Consider the following 23,706-nt stretch of genomic DNA (forward strand, 5'->3'; position numbering starts at 1 on the left):
TGCCGGCCACGAATCGTCGGCTGGCTACCTGGCGGCCAGCCGCTTGAAGTGATGCTCAAGGTCTTCCAGGCTCTTGTCCTTGGTCTCTGGAATGTACTTCGCGGCGAAGGCGATAGCGCCGACGCCCAGCACGGCAAAAACGAAGAAGGTGTTCCCGAGCCCGATCGCGGCAAGGAGTTGCGGGAAGCCAAAACTCACCAGGAAGTTCACGCTCCACAGGACAAAGACCGAGGCGCCCATGCCCAGGCCCCGGATCTTCAGGGGGAAGATCTCGGAAAGCATCAGCCAGGTGACCGGCGAGATCGAGCCCTGCTGGAAGGCCAGGAACGTCACGGTCAGGGCGAGGACCACGAAGCCGCGGGTGGTGCCTTCGGGCAGGACCAGCGAACAGAAACCGATCAGCAGCAGCGCCGCCGTTGTGCCGAGCTGGCCCGTGATGAGCATCCTGCGCCGCCCCACCTTGCCCAGCAGCCAGATCCCCACGAAGGTTGCCACAACGGAGATCACTCCGTTGGCAATGTTCGCCGTCAAAGCGGCCTCCCGGCCAAAGCCGGATTGGGCGAGGATCTGGGTGCCGTAATACATAATCGAATTCACGCCAGTAATCTGCTGGATGACAGCGAGCCCGAGGCCCACCACAAAGATGCGCCGAAGCCACGGGACACCGAGATCCTTCCAGGAAACCACCGTGGACTTGTAGTCCTCCACGGCCATGGCTTTGACTTCCTCGAACTCTGCCCTGGCCTCGGACTGGGAGCGGACCCGCTGCAGCACACTGAGCGTTTCGCCAAAGCTGCCCATCGAGGCCAGCCAGCGGGGGCTTTCGGGCATAAAGCTCATGCCGATCCAAAGACCGATCGCCGGCAGCGTAGCGATCACGAGCATCCAGCGCCAGATCCCGCCGGATTCGCCGAAGCTGACGCCGAGGTAGGCGTTGAAGATGAAAGCCAGCAGCTGCCCGGTGACAATCATCAATTCATTCCGGGTGACGACCCGCCCGCGCTGGTTGCTCGGTGAGACTTCGGCGAGGTACACCGGCACGGCGACGGAGGCGCCGCCGACGGCAAGCCCGAGAACAAACCGGGCCAGGACCATCACCTCGGTGTTCGGGGCGAAGGTACAGGCCAGGGTGCCGATCAGGAAGATGACGGCCAGCGCCATGATCATCTTGCGACGTCCGTTGCGGTCCGCCAGGCGCCCGCCAAAGAGGGCGCCGAAAGCGGCCCCAACGAGCAGCGAGGAAGTCACCAGCCCCTCGGTGAGCGGAGTGAGGCCCAGGTCCTCCTGCATATAAGGCAGGGCACCGTTGATGACGCCCGTGTCATAGCCGAAGAGCAATCCGCCAAGGGTGGAAATGACGGTGGCGGTACGGAGTGCCCGCCGGTGTTTGACCTGGTGTGGCCGTGTGGTTGCCGTCATTCGCGCACCTTCCCGCAGACGCCCAAATTCCAACCATTTTACGCGATGGCACTGCTGTTCAATCTCGGCGGCGGGCCCTTGCGGCAGCCGTCCGCCAGGCGTAGCGTTAGCAACCTATGGATTGATCAACGAAATAGTTGATTACCAGTGACTCCGGGCCGGAGCCCGGTCAAAACACAAATTATCGACGGAAGGTGGTGCATCACGTGGACAACGACGACGACGGCATGCTTGACGTAGCCTTCCTGGCGCTGGCCGACCCCGTCCGCCGCAGCATCATCGCCCGGCTCAGCCGCGGCCCGGCCACCGTGAACGAATTGGCGGAACCCTTTGCGATCACCAAGCAAGCGGTCTCCAAACACATCCAGGTGCTCGAACAGGCGCAGCTGGTCACGCGCAGCCGTGACGCCCAGCGCCGGCCCGTGCATCTGAACCCCGCACGGCTGGAGGTGCTCACCGCATGGATCGACCAGTACCGGCTGGTCCGCGAGAGGCAGTTTCGCGGTCTTGACGCCGTGCTTAAAACCCGCGCCGCACTGAGCGGCACACAGGCAAAGGACGCATCATGAGGAACGCTTTGACTCTGACAGTCCCCGACGGGCTGCCCTTCATCGACTTTGGGCGCGACTTCGACTTTCCCGTCTCCGAGGTCTTCCGGGCGCACCAGGACCCCGAACTCGTCGCCCGGTGGCTCGGGCCGCGGCGGGTAAGCATGAGCATTGACCACTATGACTTCAGGACCGGCGGCAGTTACCGCTACACCCACACGGCGCCGGACGGCAGTGCGTACGGCTTCAGCGGCGTCTTCCACACCGTCCGGGAGAACGAATTCGCCATCCAGACCTTCGAATTCGACGGCTACCCGGACGTGGTGAGCATTGAATTCCTCAGCTTTGAAGACCTTGGCGGTGGCCGCACCCGGCTCAGCGGCCACGCGGTCTATCCCAGCCTCGAGGCGCGCGACGGCATGGCGAAGTCCGGGATGGAGGGTGGTATGTCCGAAGGCTATGAACGCCTCGAAGAGGTTCTGGCCGGAGACCCCGGATAAGGCACAACTTAAACAACCAACGCGGGGCCACCGCCGCGCCCATCCCAGCAAGTGGGACGGGCCGTCGGTGACCCCGCGTTGTGGTGTTGCTTGGTGTTGCTTGGCCCCTAGAGGGTCGCGAGGACTTCACGCAGGAGCTTGGCGGTCTCGGACGGCGTCTTGCCGACCTTGACCCCTGCAGCCTCGAGGGCTTCCTGCTTGGCCTGGGCAGTGCCCGCGGAGCCCGAGACGATGGCGCCGGCGTGGCCCATGGTCTTGCCTTCCGGGGCGGTGAAGCCGGCCACGTAGCCAACAACCGGCTTCGTGACGTGTGCCTTGATGTAATCTGCGGCACGCTCTTCGGCGTCGCCGCCGATTTCGCCGATCATCACGATCGCCTTGGTCTCCGGGTCGGCTTCGAAGGCTTCGAGTGCATCGATGTGGGTGGTGCCGATGACCGGGTCTCCGCCGATGCCGATGGCGGTGGAGAAGCCCAGGTCACGCAGTTCGTACATCATCTGGTAGGTCAGGGTGCCTGACTTGGAGACGAGGCCGATGGGGCCCTTGCCAGTGATGTTGGCCGGGGTGATGCCGACGAGGGCCTCGCCCGGGGTGATGATGCCGGGGCAGTTCGGTCCGATGATGCGGGTGACCTGCTTGCCGTTGGCGTCCACCTTGGACTGGGCCAGTGCCCAGAACTCGGCGGAGTCCTGGACCGGCACGCCTTCGGTGATAACAACGACCAGGCCGATCCCGGCCTCGATGGCTTCAACAACGGCGTCCTTGGTGAACGCCGGGGGCACGAAGACGATGGAAACGTCGGCGCCGGTCTCGGCCATGGCTTCCTTGACCGTGCCAAAAACGGTGATCTCGGTGTCGCCGTGGACGACAGTGGTGCCGGCCTTGCGGGCATTAACACCGCCGACCACATTGGTGCCGGCCTTGAGCATCAGGGCGGTGTGCTTGGTGCCTTCGCCGCCGGTGATGCCCTGGACGATGACCTTGGAGTCCTTATTCAGATAAATAGACATAGTCGAGTCCCTTTACTTCGCTGCGTTGGCGAGCTCGGCGGCCTTATCGGCGCCCTCGTCCATGGTGGCTGCCAGGGTAACCAGCGGGTGGTCGGCCTCGGCCAGGATGCGGCGGCCTTCCTCGACGTTGTTGCCGTCGAGGCGGACAACCAGCGGCTTGTTCGCGGAGTGGCCCAGCTCGGCCAGGGCACCGACGATGCCCTTGGCGACGGCGTCACAGGCGGTGATGCCGCCGAAGACGTTGACGAAAACGGACTTGACCTGCGGGTCCCCCAGGATAACGTCGAGGCCTGCTGCCATCACCTCGGCGGACGCTCCACCGCCGATGTCCAGGAAGTTGGCCGGCTTGACGTTGCCGTGGTTCTCGCCGGCGTAGGCAACGACGTCGAGCGTGGACATAACCAGTCCTGCGCCGTTGCCGATGATGCCCACGGAGCCGTCGAGCTTGACGTAGTTGAGGTCCTGCGCCTTGGCTTTGGCTTCGAGCGGATCAGCCGCGTCCTTGTCTTCAAGGGCCGCGTGCTTGGGGTGACGGAAGCCGGCGTTCTCGTCGAGGGAGACCTTGCCGTCCAGGGCAACGATGTCGCCGGCTCCGGTCAGCACCAGCGGGTTGACCTCCACAAGGGTGGCGTCTTCCTTTTTGAAGACATCCCAGAGCTTGAGGATGACGCCGGCGACTTTGCCGCGCAGTTCCTCGGCAAAACCTGCAGCGGCGACGATTTCGTCGGCCTTGGCCTGGTCGATGCCGACGGCCGGGTCGATCGAGATCTTGGCCAGGGCGTCGGGGCGCTCAACGGCGAGCTGCTCGATTTCCATGCCGCCTTCTACCGAGCACATGGCCAGGTAGTTGCGGTTGGCCCGGTCCAGCAGGACAGAGAAGTAGTATTCCTCGGCGATGTCAGCGCCTTGGGCGATCATCACGCGGTGAACGGTGTGGCCCTTGATGTCCATGCCGAGGATGTTGGTGGAGTGTTCAAACGCCTCGTCAGCGGTCTTAGCGACCTTAACGCCGCCGGCCTTGCCGCGGCCTCCGGCCTTGACCTGCGCCTTTACGACAGTTACGCCGCCGATTTTCTCGGCAGCTGCCTTTGCTTCTTCAGGGGTATGCGCCACGATGCCAGCAAGCACGGGTACACCGTGCGCCTCGAACATATCGCGCGCCTGGTATTCAAACAGGTCCACGGTTTAGTGTCCTTCTACGTCGAAGTAGTTTCTGTACAGCCGGACCCCACGTTATCGCGGTTACCGGGCTGCGGAATAAACGCACCCTGCGACTAGCTTGGAAACGAGCCACACGGCGCAATGCTCCTCTCGAACTGTAGCCCTTCCTGGGAAGCAGCCCGCCCCAGAGTACCCCTTATGTGAGTAAGGACACTATTCTATGGAGCGTAGAAAAACCCCTAGATTACGGGGTTTTTGGGGCTTCAAAGGGCCCCTACGAGCCTTGTTTGCCGGCGTTGTGGATCAGTTCGTAATGGTCGCGCGACACAAAAAAGGCGACGCCGGCTGAGACGTTTCCGCAGGCGACACCGCCGTTGTAGGCCGAGCATCGCAGCCCGTTGCGCTCCAGGTTCTTGCCCTCGTCGAGGACGGGAAGCTCGGAGATGGGACCGGTGTGGGTTCCGCGGGGGCCGAACTCCGCTTCCTGCTCGGTGACACCGGATCGGCATTCGCCGTAGACCGCGCGCCCCGGGGTGAGCAACGCGACGCCGCCGAGGAAGCCGAGCCCGGTTCCGCCGCAGGTATCCGAAATGTCCGTGGCCTCCGGAGCGGGGTAGGAAGCCAGCTCACAGTGCGCCACCGGGACGGTGGCCAGCTTGTTGTTGGCGCTGTCCGCGTAGCCGTTCTGCTCATACGGCAGGTTCACGTGCTCGCCTCTGGCCGAGGTCAGGGAGCAGACCACGTTTCGGTCTGCCGAGACGAAGCTGAGGAGGTCCTGGCCGACGGCGTACTTCGACGCATCGGCGAGCGGGGCCTGTTTGAGCTGCTCCAGAACTGCCAGCGGCGCGGGCGGGACGTAGTCCGGGTCCTTCTGCGTGACGGTACACGCCGTGGCTGCCACGAGGGTAAGGCCGGCCGTGATCCCCAACAGTGTCCGTCGTATGAACTCCATAATGCCTAGGCGTCGCTCTTGGTCAGCGGGGCGTAACGGAGCAGGAGCCGTTTTTCACCGATGCTGAACTTCACCTTCGCGACGGTCTTGTCCCCCGAGCCTTCGACGGCCAGCACGGTGCCGTTGCCGAAGCTCGTGTGGTTGACCTTGTCGCCCACACCCACAGCGACGATTTCCTTCTGCGGCTGCACCCGGTTTTTGACAATGGCCGCCGGAACGTCCGCGTTGAAACCCGCTGAGGTACTTGCGTCGGCCCCGCGTGCGGTGCCGGCACCCCAGAATGAGCCACCGTAGCGGCTTGAGCCGACGGTTGCGCCGCTGCCCCAGCCGCCGGATTGGCGGGTAGAGCCTTCACGCTTCCACTCCACCAAGTCGGCCGGGATTTCTTCGATGAACTGGCTGGCGGGGTTGTACTGGCTCTGGCCCCACATGCTGCGGACCTCGGACCGGGTCAGGTACAGGCGTTTGCGCGCCCGGGTCAGGCCAACGTAGGCCAGCCGGCGTTCTTCGGCCAGTTCCTTGGGGTCGGTGGCAGAGCGCTGGTGCGGGAACAGCCCGTGTTCCATGCCGGTCAGGAACACCACCGGGAACTCCAGGCCCTTGGCGGTGTGCAGGGTCATCAGGGTGACAACTCCGAGCCGTTTGGCTTCCGCGACGGCGGCGGCCATCTGATCGGCGCTGCCCTCCGGCGCGTCCGGAATCTGGTCGGCGTCAGCGACGAGGGAGACCCCTTCCAGGAAGGCACCAAGCGAACCCTCAGGGTTGTCGCGTTCGTATTCACGCACGACGGCGACGAGTTCGGCGAGGTTTTCCACCCGCGACTCGTCCTGAGGGTCGCTGCTGGAGCGCAGGCCGGCGAGGTAGCCGGTCTGTTCCAGGACGGCTTCAAGTGCCGCGGCAGCACCGGAGCCGGACGCTACCTCGGCGAGGTCATCGAGGAGCTTTACGAAGCCCTGCACGGCGTTGACGGAGCGGGTGGCCATGCCGGGGGCCTCGTCGGCGCGGCGGGCGGCCGCCATAAAGGAGATTCGGTCGCGCTGGGCGAGGGATGCCACGGCACCCTCGGCCCGGTCGCCGATGCCGCGTTTTGGCTCGTTGAGGATCCGGCGCAGGTTGACGTCGTCATCCGGGTTGACCAGCACCCGCAGGTAGGCCAGAGCGTCCTTGATTTCCTTGCGCTCGTAGAACCGGGTGCCGCCGACCACCTTGTAGGGAAGTCCGACGCGGACCAGGACGTCTTCGATCGAGCGGGACTGGGCGTTGGTGCGGTAGAAGATCGCGACGTCGCCGGGGCGCAGATCGCCTTCATCCTGCAGCCGGTCGATTTCCTTGGCGATGAACTGGGCTTCGTCGTGTTCGTTCTCGCCGACATAGCCGACGATCTTCTCGCCGTCGCCCTCTGCCGTCCAGAGCCGCTTCTCCGGCCGATTGGGGTTCCGTGAGATGACCGAGTTGGCGGCGCTGAGGATGGTCTGGGTGGAGCGGTAGTTCTGCTCCAGCTTGATGGTGCGGGCGTCGGGGTAGTCCTTCTCGAACTCCACGATGTTGCGGATGTCGGCGCCGCGGAAGGCGTAGATGGACTGGTCCGAGTCGCCGACGACGGTCAGTTCGGCAGCGCCGGGGCCTTCGCCGACGATTTCGCGCACCAGGGCGTACTGGGCGTGGTTGGTGTCCTGGTATTCGTCTACGAGGACGTGCCGGAAGCGGCGCCGGTAGGACTCGGCGAGCGCAGGGAAGGCGCGGAACATATAGACCGTCTCTGCGATCAGGTCATCGAAATCCATGGCGTTGGCCTGGCGCAGCCGCTGGGTGTAGCCCTTAAAGACTTCGGCGACGGCCTGCTCGAAGGGGTCATTGTGATTGGCGCCGGAGGAGTAACTGTCCGCGTCGATGAGTTCGTTTTTGAGCGCCGAGATCTTGTGCTGGATGGCTTTGGGGGCAAAACGCTTGGGATCCAGGTCCAGGTTCTTGGCCACAAGTGTGACCAGCCGCAGCGAGTCGGCGGAATCGTAAATGGAGAAGTTGGAGTTCAATCCGACGTTTTTGGCTTCGCGGCGCAGGATCCGGACGCAGGAGGAGTGGAAGGTGGAAACCCACATCGTTTTGGCCCGGCCGCCAACCAGGGCTTCAACCCGCTCCCGCATTTCGGCGGCAGCTTTGTTGGTGAACGTGATGGCCAGGATCTCGCCGTGATGGGCGCGGCGGGTGGCGATCAGGTAGGCGATGCGGTTGCTGAGCACTCGGGTTTTACCCGAGCCGGCGCCGGCGACGATCAACAGGGCGCTGCCGGCGTGTTTTACGGCCTCTTCCTGCTGCGGGTTAAGTCCTTCAAGGAGCTCTGCCGGGCCGGGAAGCTGCCGGTGGTCTCCGTTTCCGTCTCCGGCGAAGTTGACGTGATGTTCACCGTTGAGCTTGGCACTTTCCGCGGGATCCCGCCCGGCCAGGCCCGTCCCGGCAGGCACTTTGGTGCCCGCCGCCGTCGTCGAGGCAGTAGCGAAGGGTCCGTCGGCGTAAGGGTCAAACAACATATCCATGGTGTTAACAAGTCTAGGCGGTGCCGCTGACACCGGCGTCCGCCCTGGCGGACATGCCCTCCCCTGCCCGCCAGCACTGGACATAACGCCACCATGTCCACACCACGCGCCCAACAATGAGCATGTCCACACCACGCGCCCAACAATGAGCATGTCCACACCACGCGCCCAACAATGAGCATGTCCAACAGTCGTAGGAAAACCGCCCTGGCGGACATGCCCTCCCCTGCCCGCCAGCATTGGACATAGTGCCCCCATGTCCACACCACGCGCCGAACAATGAGCATGTCCTCCCGGCCCGGCAGCTACCAGACCGAGGCTATGACACGGCGCCGGATTCGAGGGCGGATCGGAGTTGGCGCACGGCCGTTGAACCGCCGGCGATGAACCAGTCCAATCCGTTGACCCGGACGACGTCGGCAGCGCCACCGGCCGCAAGGACAATTGCCTGGCCGGGTAGCCAATCCCACTCCGGACAGCTGTGCTGGAACCAGCAGCCCAGTTCGCCGTCGGCTACCCGGCTGAGGTCGCAGGAACCGGAGCCAAACATCCGCAGTGCGGCAGCTGAGGTCGCGGCGGCGTGCCACGGCATGGCGCACAGCGGGTCGGCCAGCCAGGTGGGGTGAATGTAGGTAGCAGCGCCAAGCTCGGAGAGCGGGGTGTCGGAGCGGCTGGCGCCGGGGACCCCACCGGGCCAAAAGGTAGTCAGCGGTTCACCGTTAAGCGTTGCCGGCCGCTCTCGTCCTCCGAGCCACAGCTTGTCCGCCTCCGGCTGGAAAATCCCGCCGAGCAGCACCCCGGAGGAATCCTTAAGCGCGATTGCAGAACACCAGTAGGTGGAGCCGTTCAGGAAGTTGTAGGTTCCGTCGACCGGGTCGATCACCCATGTCCTGCCGCTGGTACCCGCCACGGCCGAGCCCTCTTCGCCGAGGATGCCGTCGTCGGGACGGCAGCGCTGGAGCTGTTCGAGCACGTAGGCTTCGGCCGCGTGGTCCGCGGCCGTGACGACGTCGGAAACCGAGGTCTTTTGCCGGCCTTCCAGCCCGGCCTGGCGCATCAGCAGCGCGAGGTTTCCAGCCTCCCGCGCAAGAGCCTCGGCGAGCTGGTAGTCATCAAGTTCGGGATTGAGTTCAGCTGTACTGTGCCGGCCGAGCCGGTGTTTTCCTAGTTCGGTCACGCGCCCAGCCTATCGGTGGCCACTGGCACTGAACAGGCGGCGTGCCAGCCGAGCCGGCGGACCGTACTTTGCCCGGCGCCCGCTTGCGCAGTCATTCCGGGGCGATAATGGAGCCATGGCCAAGACACCCGCACAGCGAATAAAGAAACACGGCACCAACGCAGTCGTCCCCCAGCACCAGCTGCCGTCGGTGATCAACCCAAGCACCAGCCGGACTCCGCAGAAGGCGCAGAGCAACAGCACTCTGATCCTCATTGCCGGTGTTGTAGCGAGCCTTTTCCTCTTCTGGTACCTCCATCTCCTGACACTGAACCAGCTCACCCAGCTCAGCAATGGCCTCGCCATGCCAGACTCCCTGGTTGGGGGCTTCGACCAGGGGTTCGCGGAGCAATTGCGCGCCGCAATGGACGAGGACGCCCGCGGACAGCTGAACTACGTCCATAAGACGGCCGGCACACTCTTTCCGCTGATCTTCGGCTTCACCTGGCTGCTGCTCATTGGTACAAACGTGACCCGGAGAGGGCTGCGCTGGGCAATGTGGGCACTGCCAGTGCTTTTCGCCGCCGTCCGGCTGTGGGGCAACTCGGCCATAGACTCCATGATGTCCGCAGACACGCTCGACGCCGGCCAGGTGGCACTGGCCTCGAGCCTCACCGTCGCCGGCTGGGTGCTGTTGGTACTGAGCCTGGCGGCTGGAGTAGCTGCCGTGTTCCTGGTCCGTAAACGCGTTTCCGCACCCGCGCCAGCCGCGGGACATGTCCAGCCTTAGCCGACTCGGCCACGGGACATGTCCAGCCTTAGCCGACTCGGCCGCGGGACATGTCCAGCCTTAGCCGACTCGGCCGCGGGACATGTCCAGCCTTGCACCGGATCGCTGGGCACAATCGCACTATGTCCATTCGCGCTGGAACCGGGAGGGCATGTCCACCCGGGCAGTGGGATGGCCCGAGGGCGGGTTCACTCCTCGGCTGAGAGGAATCCGCGAGCGAGTTGGGCCCGCTGGGAGGCGCCCGCAGCTTCGAATTGATGGGCTGCCATCAGCAGGTTCTCGTTGGCCCTACCGGGCTGCGCGAGCGCAGCATGTGCCCGGCCCAGAAGCAGCCTGGCCTCGCCCACGATCTGCGGGAGGGTACTGTTCGCTTCCGCGCAAACGCCCTCGAGGACGCCGATGGCTGCCGCCGGCTCCCCGGCAAGGTAACTCCAATGGCCGCGGTTGAGGCGGAGTAGCATATGGTCCTCGGCGGAGCCCCCAATAATGTCGGTGGCCAACTCGGCACGCTCAATGCAGCGTAGGGTGTCCGCATCCGCGATGTCGGCGGCAAGCCGCATCGCTGCCGACGCCTTGTTGAATTTCGCCCAGACATCCAGATTCCTGGCCGGCGAGAACGTGGCAGCCGCTCGTTCGTGGAAATCAAGTCCGTCCTGGATTTTGTTGCAGAGGAAGGCCACGTTGCCGATCACCCAATACGCCTTGCCAACCAGTTGATCGTCTACCTCGACGGAAATTGCGTCCGCCAAATTCAGGCATTCAGCCCAGGCTTCATCAAGCATCCCGCTGTCAGCCAACGCGCCAATGAGCGCTTGCAGGGCCTTGACGCGCATTTCGAGGTCGGCTTCATCCTGCATCAGGTCGGCGGCCAATCTGGCCTCCACCACCGCGCTCTCCAAGAGGCCCGAGCCTTGACCCGCCTTGGCTTTAAGAATATGAACCTGCGCCTTGGCCTGCGGGCTGATCAGCTCCGGCTGGAGAATCAGCGAATGCGCCACAGTCGTGCAATCTTCGAACTGGCCCGCCGCAAGCAGGCTCTCCGCCTGGAGAAACGTCATGTTCCACCACGATTCCGGGTCCCCGTCCCGGCGCGCAATCGTAGCCGCGGTGTGGGCGCTGGATGCAGCTTCGCCGAAAACGTGATTGTCCCAGCGCTCGCGCGCCTCAAGCTCGGCGGCGACGTATGCCGCGGAGACAGGGTTGTGTTGCATAAATCAATTATCCGTCGGCGAGGGCGTGCGTGTGACCAAAACGCGCAAGTATAGGAAACTAAGGATTGACACAGGTTTCGCTCAAGTGCGCGCCGTTAGCACAAGATTCATTGCCGGCTCTCTTATTGTTCGCTGCTGGCGTGTCGTAACCCCTACAATCAAATTACGCACCATGAGTCCCATCAGCCCCTTGAACCTCAGGAGTTTCCATGAAGAAGCAGCTCGCAACATTCCTTGTCGCCGGCGCAGTGATCGCAGCAGGGCTGTCCGCCGGCACCGTGGTTTCGGCAGCCGGCAGCAATTCCGCCCAAGACTCCACTGTCGCCGCGAAATCGAACACCACAAGCCCGCAGGTGGGTTGGTGGCCGAACACCACAAGCCCGCAGGTCGGCTGGTGGCCGAACGGCAACACCCCCTCCGCCGCCGCGAAATCGAACACCACAAGCCCGCAGGTCGGCTGGTGGCCGAACACCACAAGCCCGCAGGTCGGCTGGTGGCCGAACGGCACGTCAGGCGTCTAGGACCCCAGTCCGGGTCAATGCAACATCGCGCGGTGGTACCGGGATCGTCTCCGGTACCACCGTTCCTGGCTTAACGCCTCCCGGCACCGGCCAACCGGCAGCTACTCGGGCAGCTCAATCAGCGGCTCGAGTTGCGCCGCAGGCACCGGGCGGCTAAAGAAGTAGCCCTGACCACTGGCACAACCCAGCGCGGTGAGGATCTCCGCTTGCTTCGCCGTCTCGATTCCCTCGGCAACAGCCTTGAGGCCGCAGGCATGGATGAGGTGCAACACGGCACCTACAAAGCTCCCCTGTTCCTCGTCCTCCCCCAGCCCGTCGATCAGGCTCTTATCGATCTTGACGACGTTGACGGGCAGCTTCCGCAGATAGCTAATGGAAGAGTAGCCGGTACCGAAATCGTCGATCTCAAGCTGCACGCCGAGCCGGCGCAGCCCGCTCAGTGAGTATTTGTCCACGTCCCCGCCGTTGACCGCCATGGACTCGGTCAGTTCCACGATGAGGTTCGCGGCATCCACACCCGTCTCGCGGAGAATGTCGCGGACATGTTCAATAAGCTCCAGATTCTGGAGCTCCGTGGTGGAGATATTTACCCTGACGTTGAAACTGCTGTCCAAGTTCAGATTCTGTTGCCAGTCCCGCAACTGCTGCACGGCGTGCCGAAGTACCCAACGGCCCAGATCGACAATCATGCCCGTCTCTTCGGCCAGCGGAATGAACTGATCCGGCATCAGGAGCCCTCGCTCCGGATGGTTCCACCGCACCAGCGCTTCGACGCCTTCGATCCTTCCGGTAGCGAGCTCCACCACGGGCTGGTAGTGGAGAGTGAGCTGATCCTTGAGGATGGCCTCGCGCATTTCTGTGATCATGACGCTTTGCAGCCGCCGGGCGTAGAGCAACGCCGGTTCAAACACCTTGATACTGCTGTGCGGCTGGGCCTTGGCCGCGTACATCGCGGTGTCCGCCTCCATGACCAGCTCGTCCACTGACTGGCCAGGTTCGGCGACCCGCAGTCCGATGCTGGTGCCGCAGGTGACCCGCAAATCCCCGACTTCAAGGCTCTCACTGAGCGCCTTGAGAATCCGGTTGGCTACCCGCCGGGCCCGAACGAGTGTTGATTTGGGCAGCATAATCGCGAACTCGTCGCCGCCGAGTCGCGCCACAGTGTCCGTTTCCCGAACGGCTTTCTGCAACCGGCGTGCAATCAGCCGCAGAACGTCGTCTCCGGCACTGTGACCGAGCGTGTCGTTAATGCCCTTGAAGGAATCAAGGTCAAGAATCAGAAGCGCCGGCGGTTGTTCTCCACGGGTCGTCTCAGCGAGCGCATGGCTCAGGACCGAGTTAAGCGCCGTCCGGTTCGCGAGTTGGGTCAGCGGATCGGTCAGGGCCATCCGCTCCAGCTCGCCCTGGGCGTCCCGAAGCATCGCCGTCCGGCTTTCGACGCGTTCCTCGAGTTCCTGGTAGATGGTCTGCAGGTCATCAGCCATCAGGTTAATTCCGGCGATGACCGCGGCGACGTCATCCCTGGCGCCGGAGTGCGGAATCCTGGTACTCAGGTCCCCTCCGGCGATCCGCACAATGCCCTCCACGAGGGTATGCAGCCGGGGGTCCGGCCGATCAGGCTTCACTGGTGAACTGCCCTAACCACTGGACGGCTTCGGCTTCGGACGTAAAGAACTCCGCCCGAATCGTCTCGCCCGGGGATCGGAGGAGATAGTGCGCAATGACCCGGTCCACGGGGCTTACCCCCACGACGGCGAACGCGGACGGAGCAATGGAGCTCGCGTAGATGTGCCGGGCCTCAACACTGACTCCCACCACACCCGTGATGACCAGCATCACCGGCATGCGCCGGCCGTTGGCCAGTCGCCGGGCCGCAGATCCGGCGACGCGCGCCTCGGCTCCGCCGATTTCCGCGTTCGCGGGAAGCACGATTTCGAGGATGCCGCCGTCGATGACGCGGACGCCGATCGGGGCACCCGCGGGCGCGGTCAGCTCCGGAAGCTCGAGGACAGCGGGCTCAGGGGGAACCCGCTCCTCAGGCCCGGCCAGGGCGTCCAGGCTCAACGGACAGCAATTCGACGCCGGCGGTCCGTGGACCCGCGAAGGTCCCTGTTCAGCCGGCGGTCGCCATGGTAGAGAATGGACTCCCAGTCGACTTCTTCGGCTGACTTCTCAACCACAAGACTCTCCCCCGTCTTCTTCGGCCGCGGACTGACATACAGCCAGTTGACCATACCGAGGAATACGTCCACCACGGAGTTGAACACTCCGATGTAGGCCCGGATTGCGCCGGCGGCCAAGACGGCGTTCAGCGAGGCGAAAGCCACGTTGCCCCAGTTTCCCAGTTGGGCATCACGCCAGACGGTCAGCAGGGAGAAGGCGACGATCGCGTAGGGCGTCAGTACATAGATGGCCGGAGCTGCCGTGCGGTCCTTGACCTTGGGCGTACGGGCGAACGGAATCTTGTCCCCGGTAACTGCCTGCTGCAGCGATTTGAGCACACCGGCGAGGTTCACCGGAAGCAGCACCAGGTTGAAGCCGTAGATCCGAAGGATGTCACTGAAGCGGTGCCCGCAGTCCCGCAGATCGCTGCCCATAGCCAGGAAGTAGGGCAGGGCCGCAAGGAAGACGATGGGGCTCAGCAGCCGGCTGTCGTAAGGATAGGCCAGCAGGAAAAGCAACCCGAAGCTCGCCCAGGCGATCGACGCCATGTAATTCACGCGCAGGAGCACTTCCCGGAACAGGATTTTGCGGCGGTCCGAGCGGCTCTGGAGGAGCTGGGCCCAGAGCTTGGGAAGGATCAGGAGTCCGCCGTTGGCCCAGCGGCGGCGCTGGACCACCAAGGAACCAAAGTCAGGTGGCGTGGCGCTGTAGCTGAGGCGCTCCGGGTAGTTCACCAGGGTCCAGCCGTGCTGGCCCAGGTCGATGCTGGACTCGGTGTCTTCGATGACCGTGCGGTCCTGGATATAGGTTCTGACTTCGAAGGCACCGTTGGTTTCCACCTCAACAATGTCCTCCAGGGCACGCTTGCGGATTACCGCGTTGGCGCCCACCCAGAAGGTGGCGCCGTAGTAAGTCATTCCCTGGTGGAGGATGTGTTGCAGGTCTGTGGTGGCCCCTGCGACGCGTTCGATCCGGGTCGGTGCGCCGCGAAAGGAAGAGTACGGGGTCTGGGTCACGGCGACACGCTCGTTACCGGCTGATTCGAGGAAGTACACCAGGCGCAGGCAGTAGTCACGCAGCAGCAGCGAGTCGGCGTCGAGCGTCAGGAGATACGTTGTGTTCGGGAAATCCAGGATCCGGTCAGTTCCGTCAGGTTCGGCGCCGTCCTGGATCTTGCGCAGGACTACACCGTCGGCGGTGTCTTCCTCCCGCCAGGCCTGCCCCATTAGCGAGATATAGGCGTTCAGGTTCATGGCCTTGTTCGCCTCGTGTGAGAGGCTCGCGTACTTCTTGCGTTCGAACGTTTCGGTGGAAACGTTGAAGATCCACGTCAGGCGCAGGTACAGCTCTTCACGACGCGACCAGGTCGGCGCCGTCTGCTGCGCCATGGCCGCGTTCAGGCCCAACAGCACGAGCCGCAACTCACGGGCCAGCCCCATCAGGACAAGGTCGACGAAGAACTCATCAACGTGATCCTCGACCTGCTCGTTCGCTGCCATTGTTTCCAGCCAGTCAGCGGCAGCCTCGTACTCAGCTATGAGCAAAGCCAGCTCAGCGGCGTCGTCGGCACGATCCGCCGCGGCCCGGCGTCGGACGTCCGCCAGGGCGGCGTTGAACCGTCCCGCCGGGACGCTCATGGCTGCGGAAATTTCTGCGCTGAGGGCACGGGTCTTGTCGAGCTTGGCCAGGTCTGCCGGGTCCTGGGGGTTGGGCGGATCGTCGACCAGAAGGACAACCTTGAGGGCCGGGAATTCCTGTAACGCGGCGGACCACAGCGTTGCGCGCACCACCTGGGGTTCCTCGGCGTACGAGGGTACCAGAACCGTAATGCCGTCGGAGTAGTCCGAAAAATGGCGGTCCAGTTCTCCGCGCGGCACTCTTGTGTGGTCCCGGAATCGATAGAGGGCACCCTGACGGGCCATCAGGTACATTAGCGCCGAAAATGTCAGGAATGTTACGACCACCAGATACGAGACGGTCTCAATTTGAAACCTGAACCCGGCATTCGGGTTGTCGGCCAGTTCCCGCAGGATGGTTGAAATGACGTAGGTGACCCAGGCAAGCACTGTGGTGAGAATGCCCAAACGCCCGAGGATTATCTTCCGGCGCGATGGCCGCGGGTGAACAATCGAAAGCGGCTCGGAACGCTTTTCGGCACCCCATTGGCGGCGACGCACGGCACCTTTTTGCTCGCCGACGACGTTTTCCACGTCAAGGCGCGGCAACACTAGTTGATCAGACATTGGTCCCCATAGACTGAAAATCGGCGATTCGGCGTTCGCTTACGTCGAATAGCTCCCGGTGCACCGGAATGTTCCAGTGAGTGCCCTTATGATAATGCAAGGACAGACTGTCACCAGACATCAGACACCCCGGAATATCACGAATTGATCCCGATGGCCGGCGTGTGCCCGGCAGCTCAAAACAAAGAATTGGGGGACCCTGTGTCCGCAAGATTTCCAGGCCGGAAATTATCGATCGTTCGGCTCGGCGTTCTCACCGGAGCCGTGGTGGCACTCACCGCCGGAGGAGTGACCGCGTGGGGCAACTTCAAGGACGTGACGGCGGCCCAGGCGATTCCGTCCATTTTCTCCGGATACGTGGACGTCACCGCGACTCCCCGCTACGCCTTTGAGGCTCCGGTATCCAAGGAAGCCGAGAAAGTCCTGCTGTCCTTTATTGTGGCGGACCCCGGTGACGCCTGCACCCCGAGCTGGGGCGCCGCGTACTCCCTCGATGAGGCAGGCTCTGCCCTGGACCTGGACCGCAGGGTGGCGCGGCTGCAGCAACTGGGCGGAAGCGTCGCTGTCTCCTTCGGCGGCCAGATCAACAACGAGCTGGCCACCGGGTGCACCGACGTGGCCAAACTCGAAGACGCGTACCGGAGTGTTGTGGACCGCTACAACGTCAGCAGGATCGATCTGGACATTGAAGGCGGGGCGCTCAGCGACACCGCGTCCCTGGACAGGCGCGCCTCGGCCATAGCAGCGCTCCAGAAGGACCGCCGCAGCAGCGGCAAGGACCTGGACTTCTGGCTGACCTTGCCCGCAGACCCGAACGGTTTGACGGCGGCCGGCAGCGACGCAGTACGCCGGACGATTGCCGGCGGCGGCGACCTGGCCGGCGTCAACATCATGACCATGGACTATGGCGGAAGCAGGCTCACGGACCGTTCAATGTTTGACAATGCCGTCTCGGCCGCCGAGGCCACCCACCGTCAGCTCGCCGGCCTGTACCGCGACGCCGGAATGGAGCTTGGCAGCGAAACAGTGTGGCGCAAGATCGGGCTCACCCCGATGATTGGCCAGAACGACGTCGCCGGCGAAATCTTCACGCTCAAGGACGCCGAGGAACTCAGTGCCTACGCGAGCACCAAGGGCGTCGGCCGGCTGTCAATGTGGTCCCTGAACCGCGACCGGACCTGCAGCCCCAACTACCCCGACGTCAAGCAGGTCTCCGATGGCTGCAGCGGCGTGGACCAGGGCTCCGCCAGTTACGCCACGATTCTTGGCTCCGGGGTGACAGGTACGGCCAGTCCCTCCGCTGTTCCGGCAACCTCCGCGCAATCCACCCGGGCCCCAGCCGCCACCGATAATCCGTCCACCAGCCCGTATCCGATCTGGAACGAAACCGCCGCCTACTCCACCGGCGAGCGGATCGTCTGGCACGCCAATGTTTACGAGGCCAAGTGGTGGACCCGCGCGGAGACCCCAGACGATCCGGTACTCCGGGGTGCCGCAACACCGTGGCGCATCATCGGCCCGGTCCTGCCTGGCGATCGGCCGACCCCGCAGCTCACCGCCCCGGCCGGGACGGCCCCGCAGTGGGAACCCGCCAAGATCTACCGGAAGGGTGACCGGGTGTTCTTCGAGGGCCGGGTCTTCGAAGCAAAGTGGTGGACCCAGACGAACAGCCCCGAGGCCGCCCTCCAGGGTGGGCCGGAATCACCGTGGACCAAACTCAGCGATGAGGAGCTGTTGAAGCTCATCGCTGCCGCGACGCCCTCCCCGACAGCGTCCGTTTCCCCCTGACCGGCCCCGGGCGCCCACAAGGGCGCCGGGTACCGGTCATCGGGCCGAGGCTCTCGCCGGACCCCGGCCGCACGGGCCGGGGCCTGAGCCCCGGGGTCCCGGAGACCGGAGACCCGGGACCCGGGACCGGAGAGTTTAACGAGCCAACGCTGACCTCTTCGGTTTAGCTGCGGAACGCTGCTCCCCCATCCGCTGGGCGACCACGAGGCCTGCGGTGGCCATCCCCACGGTGATCGGATAGCCCATCAGCCGCTCCAGGGTCCCGGGCTCCGGCACCTCCATCCCGGTCACACCACCGGCGATGAGCGCTCCCAGTGATGCCAGCCCGCAGGCAAGAATGATCCAAGCCAACGGGGTTTGCCCGCGCCACAGCCAGCCCAGCACCAGCAACGCCAGGCCGCCGGCGGCGAAATACGCCACAGCGCCCGCCACATGCCACGCGGAGCCGGCGTCCTCGGGCACAAGGCCAACAATTACGGTCCCGGCTCCCCCGGCCAGCATCAAAACGCGAACAGCCGTTGCGGCCGCCCATGGGCTCCAGAGGCCGGCACGCGGGCCCATCGGCGCCCCGGGCCGCGCAGCCGTGCACAGCAGTGCCCCGGTGAGCAGCAGCGCGCCGACCATCATGCCAACGCCCTGGACCACAAAGGAGGCGTTCATCAGCCCGTGGGCCGTCGAGCAGACGTCCCTGCCGTTGAAGACCCCGCAGTCCAGGGCCCCCAGATCGCTGATGTATCCGGTCCGGCGGCTGTACGGCTGCGGGCCCGTCCAGGCACCGATGACGGCGGCCTCTGCCACAAAGTACTGCAGCACGCTAAGCAGTGCCAGTGCGCCCGCGTAGAACCGGGTGGACGGCAGGTTCGGAATTGTGACAATGTCCATGGACGGCGAATTAGCGGCTGCGGTCATGCCAAGAGCGTAGTACGGCGCCGCACCTTGTATGCTTATATCCGTGTCCGAACGGGCCGGCCCCGGCCGGCCGGCACGGATGCCCGCCCTCGTAGCTCAGTGGATAGAGCACGGCTCTCCTAAAGCCGGTGTCGTTGGTTCGATTCCAATCGAGGGCACTTGAACCCCCCATCCCTGCGCCAGGCGCCCTGCTTTGATCTCCGGGCCTATCTCCTGGGCAGCTGGACCGTAGAGCGATCCCTGCTGGACAGGTCCAACGGCACCCGCGGTACATTCACCGGCGTCGTCAGCTTCAAGGGCAGCGGAGACGGCGGCGGCCTCCGGTTCCGCGAAGAGGGGACCGCCGTATGGGCCTCCGCCGGCCACGGGCCCTTCAGCGGTAAGGCCAGCCGGGAGTACCTGCTGCGGCGCACGGGCACCCCGGACACGATGGACATGTTTTTCCCGGACGGCCGTCCGTTCCACCGGATGGGCTTCGGCCCCCAGACCAGCCGGGACCAGCACTGGTGCGACCCGGACCGGTACCGCGTGAGCTACAGCAAAGGCGGCCCGGACGATTTCTCTTACCAATGGGATGTCACCGGGCCAGCCAAGGACCAACGGCTCGTCTCGGTTCTGCGCCGCATTCCGGGCTCCGCCTCATGAATCCGCTCATTGTTGTCTCCGCAGTCTGTGTCTTCGACGAGGCAGGACGCCTGCTCACCGTCCGCAAACGGGGCACGGACAAGTTCATGCATCCCGGCGGCAAACCCGAACCCGGGGAGACGCCAGCCCAGACCGCGGCCCGGGAACTGGCCGAAGAGGTGGGGATCGTCCTGGCCGCCGAGGAACTGGTCTTGCTGGGAATCTGGTTCGCGGACGCCGCGAACGAGGCCGCGACGCAGATCCGGGCCACGGTCTATACGGCTCCGGGGACCTGGAGCGCCCAGCCATCCGCGGAAATCGCCGAGATCCGCTGGCTGGACCTCGGGGCAGAGCTACCGGGCGATCTCGCCCCGCTGCTCACCGACCACGTGCTGCCCGCCCTCCTGGTCCAGCCGGACTAGACGCCGGGAACGGCCTCTTCCGCCACGGCGCTGGCCTCGGCGAACTGCGTCCGGTACAGCTCGGCGTAACGGCCATCGGCAGCCAGCAGCTTGGTGTGTGTGCCCCGTTCCACAATCCTGCCGTCCTCGACCACCAGGATGGCGTCGGCCGCCCGGATGGTCGACAGCCGGTGCGCGATCACAACGGCTGTTCTGCCCTCGAGCGCGGCACCCAGCGCCTCCTGGACCGCGGCCTCGTTTGTGGAGTCCAGGGCCGCGGTGGCTTCGTCCAGGATTACGACGCGCGGCTGGGCAATAAGCAGCCGGGCGATCGTGAGCCGCTGGCGTTCGCCGCCCGAGAGCCGGTAGCCGCGTTCGCCCACCACGGTATCCAGGCCGTCCGGGAGGGAACGGATCATGTCTTCGAGCCGGGCCTGCCGCAGCACGTCCCACATCAGCTCGTCGCTGGCTTCCGGGCGGGCCAGCCGCAGGTTGGACGCAATACTCTCGTGAAACAGGTGCCCGTCCTGGGTCACCATTCCGAGAGTCTGCCGCATGGAATCAAACGTGAGGTCACGGACGTCCACACCGGTGCCCGGGGCTGAGCCGCCAAAGCGCACGGCGCCGGAATCGACGTCGTACAGGCGCGACATTAGCTGCGCAATCGTGGACTTGCCGGCGCCCGAGGACCCAACAAGGGCAACGGTGTGCCCCGGCTCCACCCGGAAGCTGATCCCGTGCAGCACTTCTTCGCCGCCGCGGGTGTCGAGTGTGGACACATCCTCCAGAGATGCCAGGGAGACCTTGTCCGCGGCGGGATAAGAGAAGCGGACGTCATCGAACTCCACGGCGAGCGGACCGGCCGGGGACGACACCGCATCGGGTTTCTGCTGGATCAGCGGTTTGAGGTCCAGGATCTCAAAGACGCGCTCGAAGCTGACCAGGGCGCTCATGATCTCGACCCGGGCGTTGGAAAGTGCGGTGAGCGGAGCGTAAAGGCGGGTGAGCAGCAGGGCGAGCACCACGACGTCGCCCGCGGCAAGCTGCCCCTGCAGCGCCAGGAAGCCGCCGAGGCCGTAGACCAGTGCCAGGGCCAGGGCAGAGACGAGCGTCAAGGCAGTCACGAACGTAAACTGCAGCATGGCAGTGCGTACGCCGATGTCCCGGACCCGTCCCGCGCGGGACGCGAACTCGCGGGATTCCTCGTCGGGGCGGCCAAAAAGCTTCACCAGGGTAGCGCCCGGGGCGGAGAAGCGCTCCGTCATCTGGGTGCCCATCGAGGCGTTGTGCTCCGCCGCTTCTCGGCGCAGGTCGGCCAGCTTGGAGCCCATCCGGCGGGCCGGAATCAGGAAGATGGGCAGCAGGATCATGGCGAGCACTGTCACCAGCCAGGACTTCCCCAGCATCACCACCAGGGTCAAGACCAGGGCTACGACGTTGCTGACCACGCCGGACAGGGTACCGGCGAAGGCCGACTGGGCACCGATCACGTCGTTGTTCAGCCGGCTCACCAACGCCCCGGTACGGGTGCGTGTGAAGAAGGCGATCGGCATCTTCTGGACGTGGTCGAAGACCTTGGTGCGAAGGTCCACAATCACGCCTTCGCCGATGGTGGAGGACAGCCAGCGCGTGACCAGGCCCAATCCGGCCTCGGCAACCGCCACGATGGCGATCAGCACAGCCAGCCACACAACAGCCCCGGTAGCCGCGCCGGCGATTATCGCGTCAACCACCTGGCCTGCGAGGACCGGGGTGGCGACGGCCAACACGGCCATCACGACAGAGAGCAGCACAAAGGCAATCAGTCTGCGTTTGTGCGGTCGGGCGAAGCTGAACACACGCTTGAGCGTCTCCTTCGAAAACGGCTTGGAACCGCTCGAGGCGCGTGTGATGTTATAGAGGGAGCTCCAGGCTACCCGGTCCATGCTCATGTGTTTTTGCCTTTCGGGGCGGTGTGGCCCAGCAACGTCGTGACGACGCCGTTCTGCACGTTCCAGCGCGCGTCAAGGCGCACGTTTTCCAGCAGCCTGCGGTCGTGCGTGACCAGCAGCAGTGTGCCCGGATAGCTTTCCAGGGCTTCTTCGAGCTGTTCAATCGCGGGCAGGTCAAGGTGGTTGGTGGGCTCGTCGAGCACCAGCAGGTTCACGCCCCGCGCCTGCAGCAGGGCCAGCGCCGCCCGGGTTCGCTCCCCCGGCGACAACGAGTCCACCGGGCGCGCGGTGTGGTCGGCCTTGAGGCCGAACTTGGCCAGCAGGGTCCGGACTTCGGCCGGGGTCTGGTCCGGCAGTACCTCTTCGACTGCGTTTCCGAGCAGCAGCCCGCCGGCCAGCAGCCCGCGGGCCTGGTCAATCTCGCCGACGGCCACGGACGCGCCCATGGAAGCGTCACCGGAATCCGGCCGCTGGATGCCCAGCAGCAGGCGGAGCAGGGTGGACTTTCCGGCACCGTTGGGGCCGGTGATGCCGATCCGTTCCCCGGCGTTGAGCTGCAGATTCAGCGGGCCAAGGGTGAAGTCCCCCTGATGCACAACGGCGTCGCGGAGGGTCGCCACAACGCCGCTGGAGCGGGGGGCCACCCCGATGCTGAACTGCAGCTGCCATTCCTTGCGGGGCTCTTCGACTTCTTCGAGCCTGGCGATGCGGGATTCCATCTGCCGGACCTTCTGGCCCTGCTTTTCGGAGGATTCGGTGCTGGCGGCGCGCCGGATCTTGTCATTGTCCGGGTTTTTCTTCATGGCGTTCCGGACGCCCTGGGAGCTCCATTCGCGCTGCGTCCGGGCCCGGGAGACAAGATCGGCCTTGGTGTTGGCAAATTCGGTGTACCGTTCCCGGGCGTGCCGGCGGGCGACGGCGCGTTCCTCAAGGTAGGCCTCGTAGCCGCCGTCGTAGACCGCTACGGAGTTTTGCGCAAGGTCCAGTTCGACGATTGTGGTGACGCAGCGGGCGAGGAACTCACGGTCGTGGGAGACCAGCACCACACCGCCTCGCAGGTCCTGCACAAAGGCCTCGAGCTTGGCCAGTCCATTGAGGTCCAGGTCATTGGTGGGTTCGTCCAGGAGCACGATGTCGAAGCGGCTGAGCAACAGGCCCGCGAGCGCCACGCGCGCCGCCTGGCCGCCGGAGAGTCCGGTCATTTCGGCGTCCGGCCCCACCTCGAGGCCGAGGTCCGCCAAAACCGCCGGGATCCGGTCTTCCAGGTCCGCTGCACCGGAGGCCATCCAACGGTCGAAAGCCACGGAGTAGGCGTCGTCGGAGCCGGGCGCGCCGGAGCCAAGCGCTTCGGCGGTGGACTCCATCTCGAGGGTGGCCTGGGCGCAGCCGGTGCGGCGTGCGATGTAGCCGGCCACCGTTTCACCGGCGAGGCGTTCGTGTTCCTGCGGCAGCCAGCCCACGAACGCGTCTGCCGGGGCCAGGCTGACGGTTCCCTCCTGCGGCTCGTCCACGCCGGCAAGCAGCCGGAGCAGCGTGGACTTGCCCGCGCCGTTGGCGCCCACAACGCCGACGACGTCGCCCGGCGCGACGGTGAGTGAAAGTTTGGCGAACAGGGTCCGGTGGTCGTGTCCACCGGAAAGGTCCTTGGCAACAAGGGTTGCAGTCATTGATCCATTCTCTCACCGCGGCCCACGCCAGCCAGCCACCGGGCGGGGGTTATCGGGTTATTTGCGCTCGCCCGCCGGCGGGCAGAAAAAGAACCCGCTGGTCCGGACTTGGGGGGTGTACGGACCAGCGGGTTCGAGCATTTAGCATAGTTGAATCAGCATCTCCGGTAAAATCAAT

20 protein-coding genes and 1 tRNA gene are annotated in these 23,706 nt (G+C 64.8%); 8 read left to right on the forward strand and 13 right to left on the reverse strand.

Annotated features, from left to right (window positions below; genetic code table 11):
- Positions 1-24: 24 nt before the first annotated feature.
- Positions 25-1,419, reverse strand: coding sequence for a sugar porter family MFS transporter (locus tag QMG72_RS11200; protein ID WP_282360095.1), 1,395 nt, complete (start codon positions 1,417-1,419; stop codon positions 25-27).
- A 227-nt stretch (positions 1,420-1,646) separates the two neighbouring features.
- On the opposite strand from QMG72_RS11200, the gene QMG72_RS11205 reads away from it, so the two are divergent.
- Together QMG72_RS11205 and QMG72_RS11210 are read left to right on the forward strand one after the other, a co-directional pair.
- Entirely contained in the window at positions 1,647-1,988 is a 342-nt protein-coding gene (locus tag QMG72_RS11205) for an ArsR/SmtB family transcription factor (RefSeq protein ID WP_253033473.1), read from the forward strand.
- Entirely contained in the window at positions 1,985-2,467 is a 483-nt protein-coding gene (locus tag QMG72_RS11210) for an SRPBCC family protein (protein WP_253031172.1), read from the forward strand. Before QMG72_RS11205 ends, QMG72_RS11210 begins: the two co-directional genes overlap by 4 nt.
- Before the next feature lie 107 nt (positions 2,468-2,574).
- Here the strand turns inward: QMG72_RS11210 and sucD are convergent, their stop codons facing one another.
- From sucD to QMG72_RS11235, 5 genes are all read right to left on the reverse strand, one after another.
- Positions 2,575-3,477: a succinate--CoA ligase subunit alpha gene (gene sucD, locus QMG72_RS11215; protein WP_226776411.1), complete on the reverse strand. Its 903-nt coding sequence runs from the start codon at positions 3,475-3,477 to the stop codon at positions 2,575-2,577.
- A 12-nt stretch (positions 3,478-3,489) separates the two neighbouring features.
- Positions 3,490-4,659 (reverse strand): ADP-forming succinate--CoA ligase subunit beta, encoded by a 1,170-nt coding sequence (sucC, locus tag QMG72_RS11220; RefSeq protein WP_282360094.1) that lies wholly within the window; start codon positions 4,657-4,659, stop codon positions 3,490-3,492.
- A 253-nt stretch (positions 4,660-4,912) separates the two neighbouring features.
- On the reverse strand, positions 4,913-5,590 hold the full coding sequence (locus QMG72_RS11225; protein WP_283480519.1) for a hypothetical protein: 678 nt from the start codon (positions 5,588-5,590) through the stop codon (positions 4,913-4,915).
- A 5-nt stretch (positions 5,591-5,595) separates the two neighbouring features.
- Complete coding sequence (pcrA, locus tag QMG72_RS11230) at positions 5,596-8,118, reverse strand: DNA helicase PcrA (RefSeq protein ID WP_396021324.1); 2,523 nt, start codon at positions 8,116-8,118, stop codon at positions 5,596-5,598.
- A 325-nt stretch (positions 8,119-8,443) separates the two neighbouring features.
- The gene (locus QMG72_RS11235) at positions 8,444-9,301 is read right to left on the reverse strand and encodes an inositol monophosphatase family protein (protein WP_282360091.1); all 858 of its coding nucleotides are present in this window, start codon (positions 9,299-9,301) and stop codon (positions 8,444-8,446) included.
- A gap of 115 nt (positions 9,302-9,416) precedes the next feature.
- On the opposite strand from QMG72_RS11235, the gene QMG72_RS11240 reads away from it, so the two are divergent.
- Positions 9,417-10,070, forward strand: a complete 654-nt coding sequence (locus QMG72_RS11240; protein WP_283480521.1) for a hypothetical protein — start codon at positions 9,417-9,419, stop codon at positions 10,068-10,070.
- A gap of 188 nt (positions 10,071-10,258) precedes the next feature.
- Here the strand turns inward: QMG72_RS11240 and QMG72_RS11245 are convergent, their stop codons facing one another.
- The gene (locus QMG72_RS11245; protein WP_282360089.1) at positions 10,259-11,281 is read right to left on the reverse strand and encodes a hypothetical protein; all 1,023 of its coding nucleotides are present in this window, start codon (positions 11,279-11,281) and stop codon (positions 10,259-10,261) included.
- Positions 11,282-11,490: 209 nt separating this feature from the next.
- On the opposite strand from QMG72_RS11245, the gene QMG72_RS11250 reads away from it, so the two are divergent.
- Positions 11,491-11,802 (forward strand): hypothetical protein, encoded by a 312-nt coding sequence (locus tag QMG72_RS11250; protein ID WP_226776404.1) that lies wholly within the window; start codon positions 11,491-11,493, stop codon positions 11,800-11,802.
- A 101-nt stretch (positions 11,803-11,903) separates the two neighbouring features.
- On the opposite strand, the gene QMG72_RS11255 is transcribed toward QMG72_RS11250, so the two are convergent.
- The 3 genes from QMG72_RS11255 to QMG72_RS11265 are packed head-to-tail and all read right to left on the reverse strand — an operon-like array spanning position 11,904 to position 16,208.
- On the reverse strand, positions 11,904-13,427 hold the full coding sequence (locus tag QMG72_RS11255; protein ID WP_226776403.1) for a putative bifunctional diguanylate cyclase/phosphodiesterase: 1,524 nt from the start codon (positions 13,425-13,427) through the stop codon (positions 11,904-11,906).
- Complete coding sequence (locus QMG72_RS11260) at positions 13,417-13,866, reverse strand: DUF7793 family protein (protein WP_283480525.1); 450 nt, start codon at positions 13,864-13,866, stop codon at positions 13,417-13,419. Before QMG72_RS11260 ends, QMG72_RS11255 begins: the two co-directional genes overlap by 11 nt.
- On the reverse strand, positions 13,863-16,208 hold the full coding sequence (locus tag QMG72_RS11265; RefSeq protein ID WP_282360087.1) for a glycosyltransferase family 2 protein: 2,346 nt from the start codon (positions 16,206-16,208) through the stop codon (positions 13,863-13,865). Before QMG72_RS11265 ends, QMG72_RS11260 begins: the two co-directional genes overlap by 4 nt.
- 267 nt (positions 16,209-16,475) lie before the next feature.
- Between QMG72_RS11265 and QMG72_RS11270 the strand changes: the two genes are divergently transcribed.
- Positions 16,476-17,996 carry a chitinase gene (locus QMG72_RS11270; protein ID WP_283480526.1) on the forward strand — a complete coding sequence of 507 codons (1,521 nt, stop codon included), beginning with the start codon at positions 16,476-16,478 and terminating at the stop codon, positions 17,994-17,996.
- A 135-nt stretch (positions 17,997-18,131) separates the two neighbouring features.
- On the opposite strand, the gene QMG72_RS11275 is transcribed toward QMG72_RS11270, so the two are convergent.
- The gene (locus QMG72_RS11275; RefSeq protein WP_282360085.1) at positions 18,132-18,905 is read right to left on the reverse strand and encodes a DUF998 domain-containing protein; all 774 of its coding nucleotides are present in this window, start codon (positions 18,903-18,905) and stop codon (positions 18,132-18,134) included.
- Positions 18,906-18,990: 85 nt separating this feature from the next.
- Here QMG72_RS11275 and QMG72_RS11280 point away from each other — a divergent pair.
- From QMG72_RS11280 to QMG72_RS11290, 3 genes are all read left to right on the forward strand, one after another.
- Positions 18,991-19,063, forward strand: a tRNA-Arg gene (locus QMG72_RS11280).
- A 1-nt stretch (position 19,064) separates the two neighbouring features.
- Positions 19,065-19,550 carry a DUF6314 family protein gene (locus QMG72_RS11285; protein WP_283480528.1) on the forward strand — a complete coding sequence of 162 codons (486 nt, stop codon included), beginning with the start codon at positions 19,065-19,067 and terminating at the stop codon, positions 19,548-19,550.
- A complete protein-coding gene (locus tag QMG72_RS11290) occupies positions 19,547-19,951 on the forward strand; it encodes an NUDIX hydrolase (protein ID WP_226776397.1) in 405 nt (134 codons plus the stop codon). Before QMG72_RS11285 ends, QMG72_RS11290 begins: the two co-directional genes overlap by 4 nt.
- On the opposite strand, the gene QMG72_RS11295 is transcribed toward QMG72_RS11290, so the two are convergent.
- Both QMG72_RS11295 and QMG72_RS11300 read right to left on the reverse strand, forming a co-directional pair.
- Positions 19,948-21,861, reverse strand: coding sequence for an ABC transporter ATP-binding protein (locus QMG72_RS11295; RefSeq protein WP_226776396.1), 1,914 nt, complete (start codon positions 21,859-21,861; stop codon positions 19,948-19,950). The two genes, QMG72_RS11290 and QMG72_RS11295, sit on opposite strands and share 4 nt — an antisense overlap.
- Positions 21,858-23,528 carry an ABC-F family ATP-binding cassette domain-containing protein gene (locus QMG72_RS11300; RefSeq protein WP_282360698.1) on the reverse strand — a complete coding sequence of 557 codons (1,671 nt, stop codon included), beginning with the start codon at positions 23,526-23,528 and terminating at the stop codon, positions 21,858-21,860. Before QMG72_RS11300 ends, QMG72_RS11295 begins: the two co-directional genes overlap by 4 nt.
- Between the last annotated feature and the right edge of the window lie 178 nt (positions 23,529-23,706).

The organism is Pseudarthrobacter sp. PH31-O2, assembly GCF_030063265.1.
Taxonomy (GTDB): domain Bacteria; phylum Actinomycetota; class Actinomycetes; order Actinomycetales; family Micrococcaceae; genus Arthrobacter.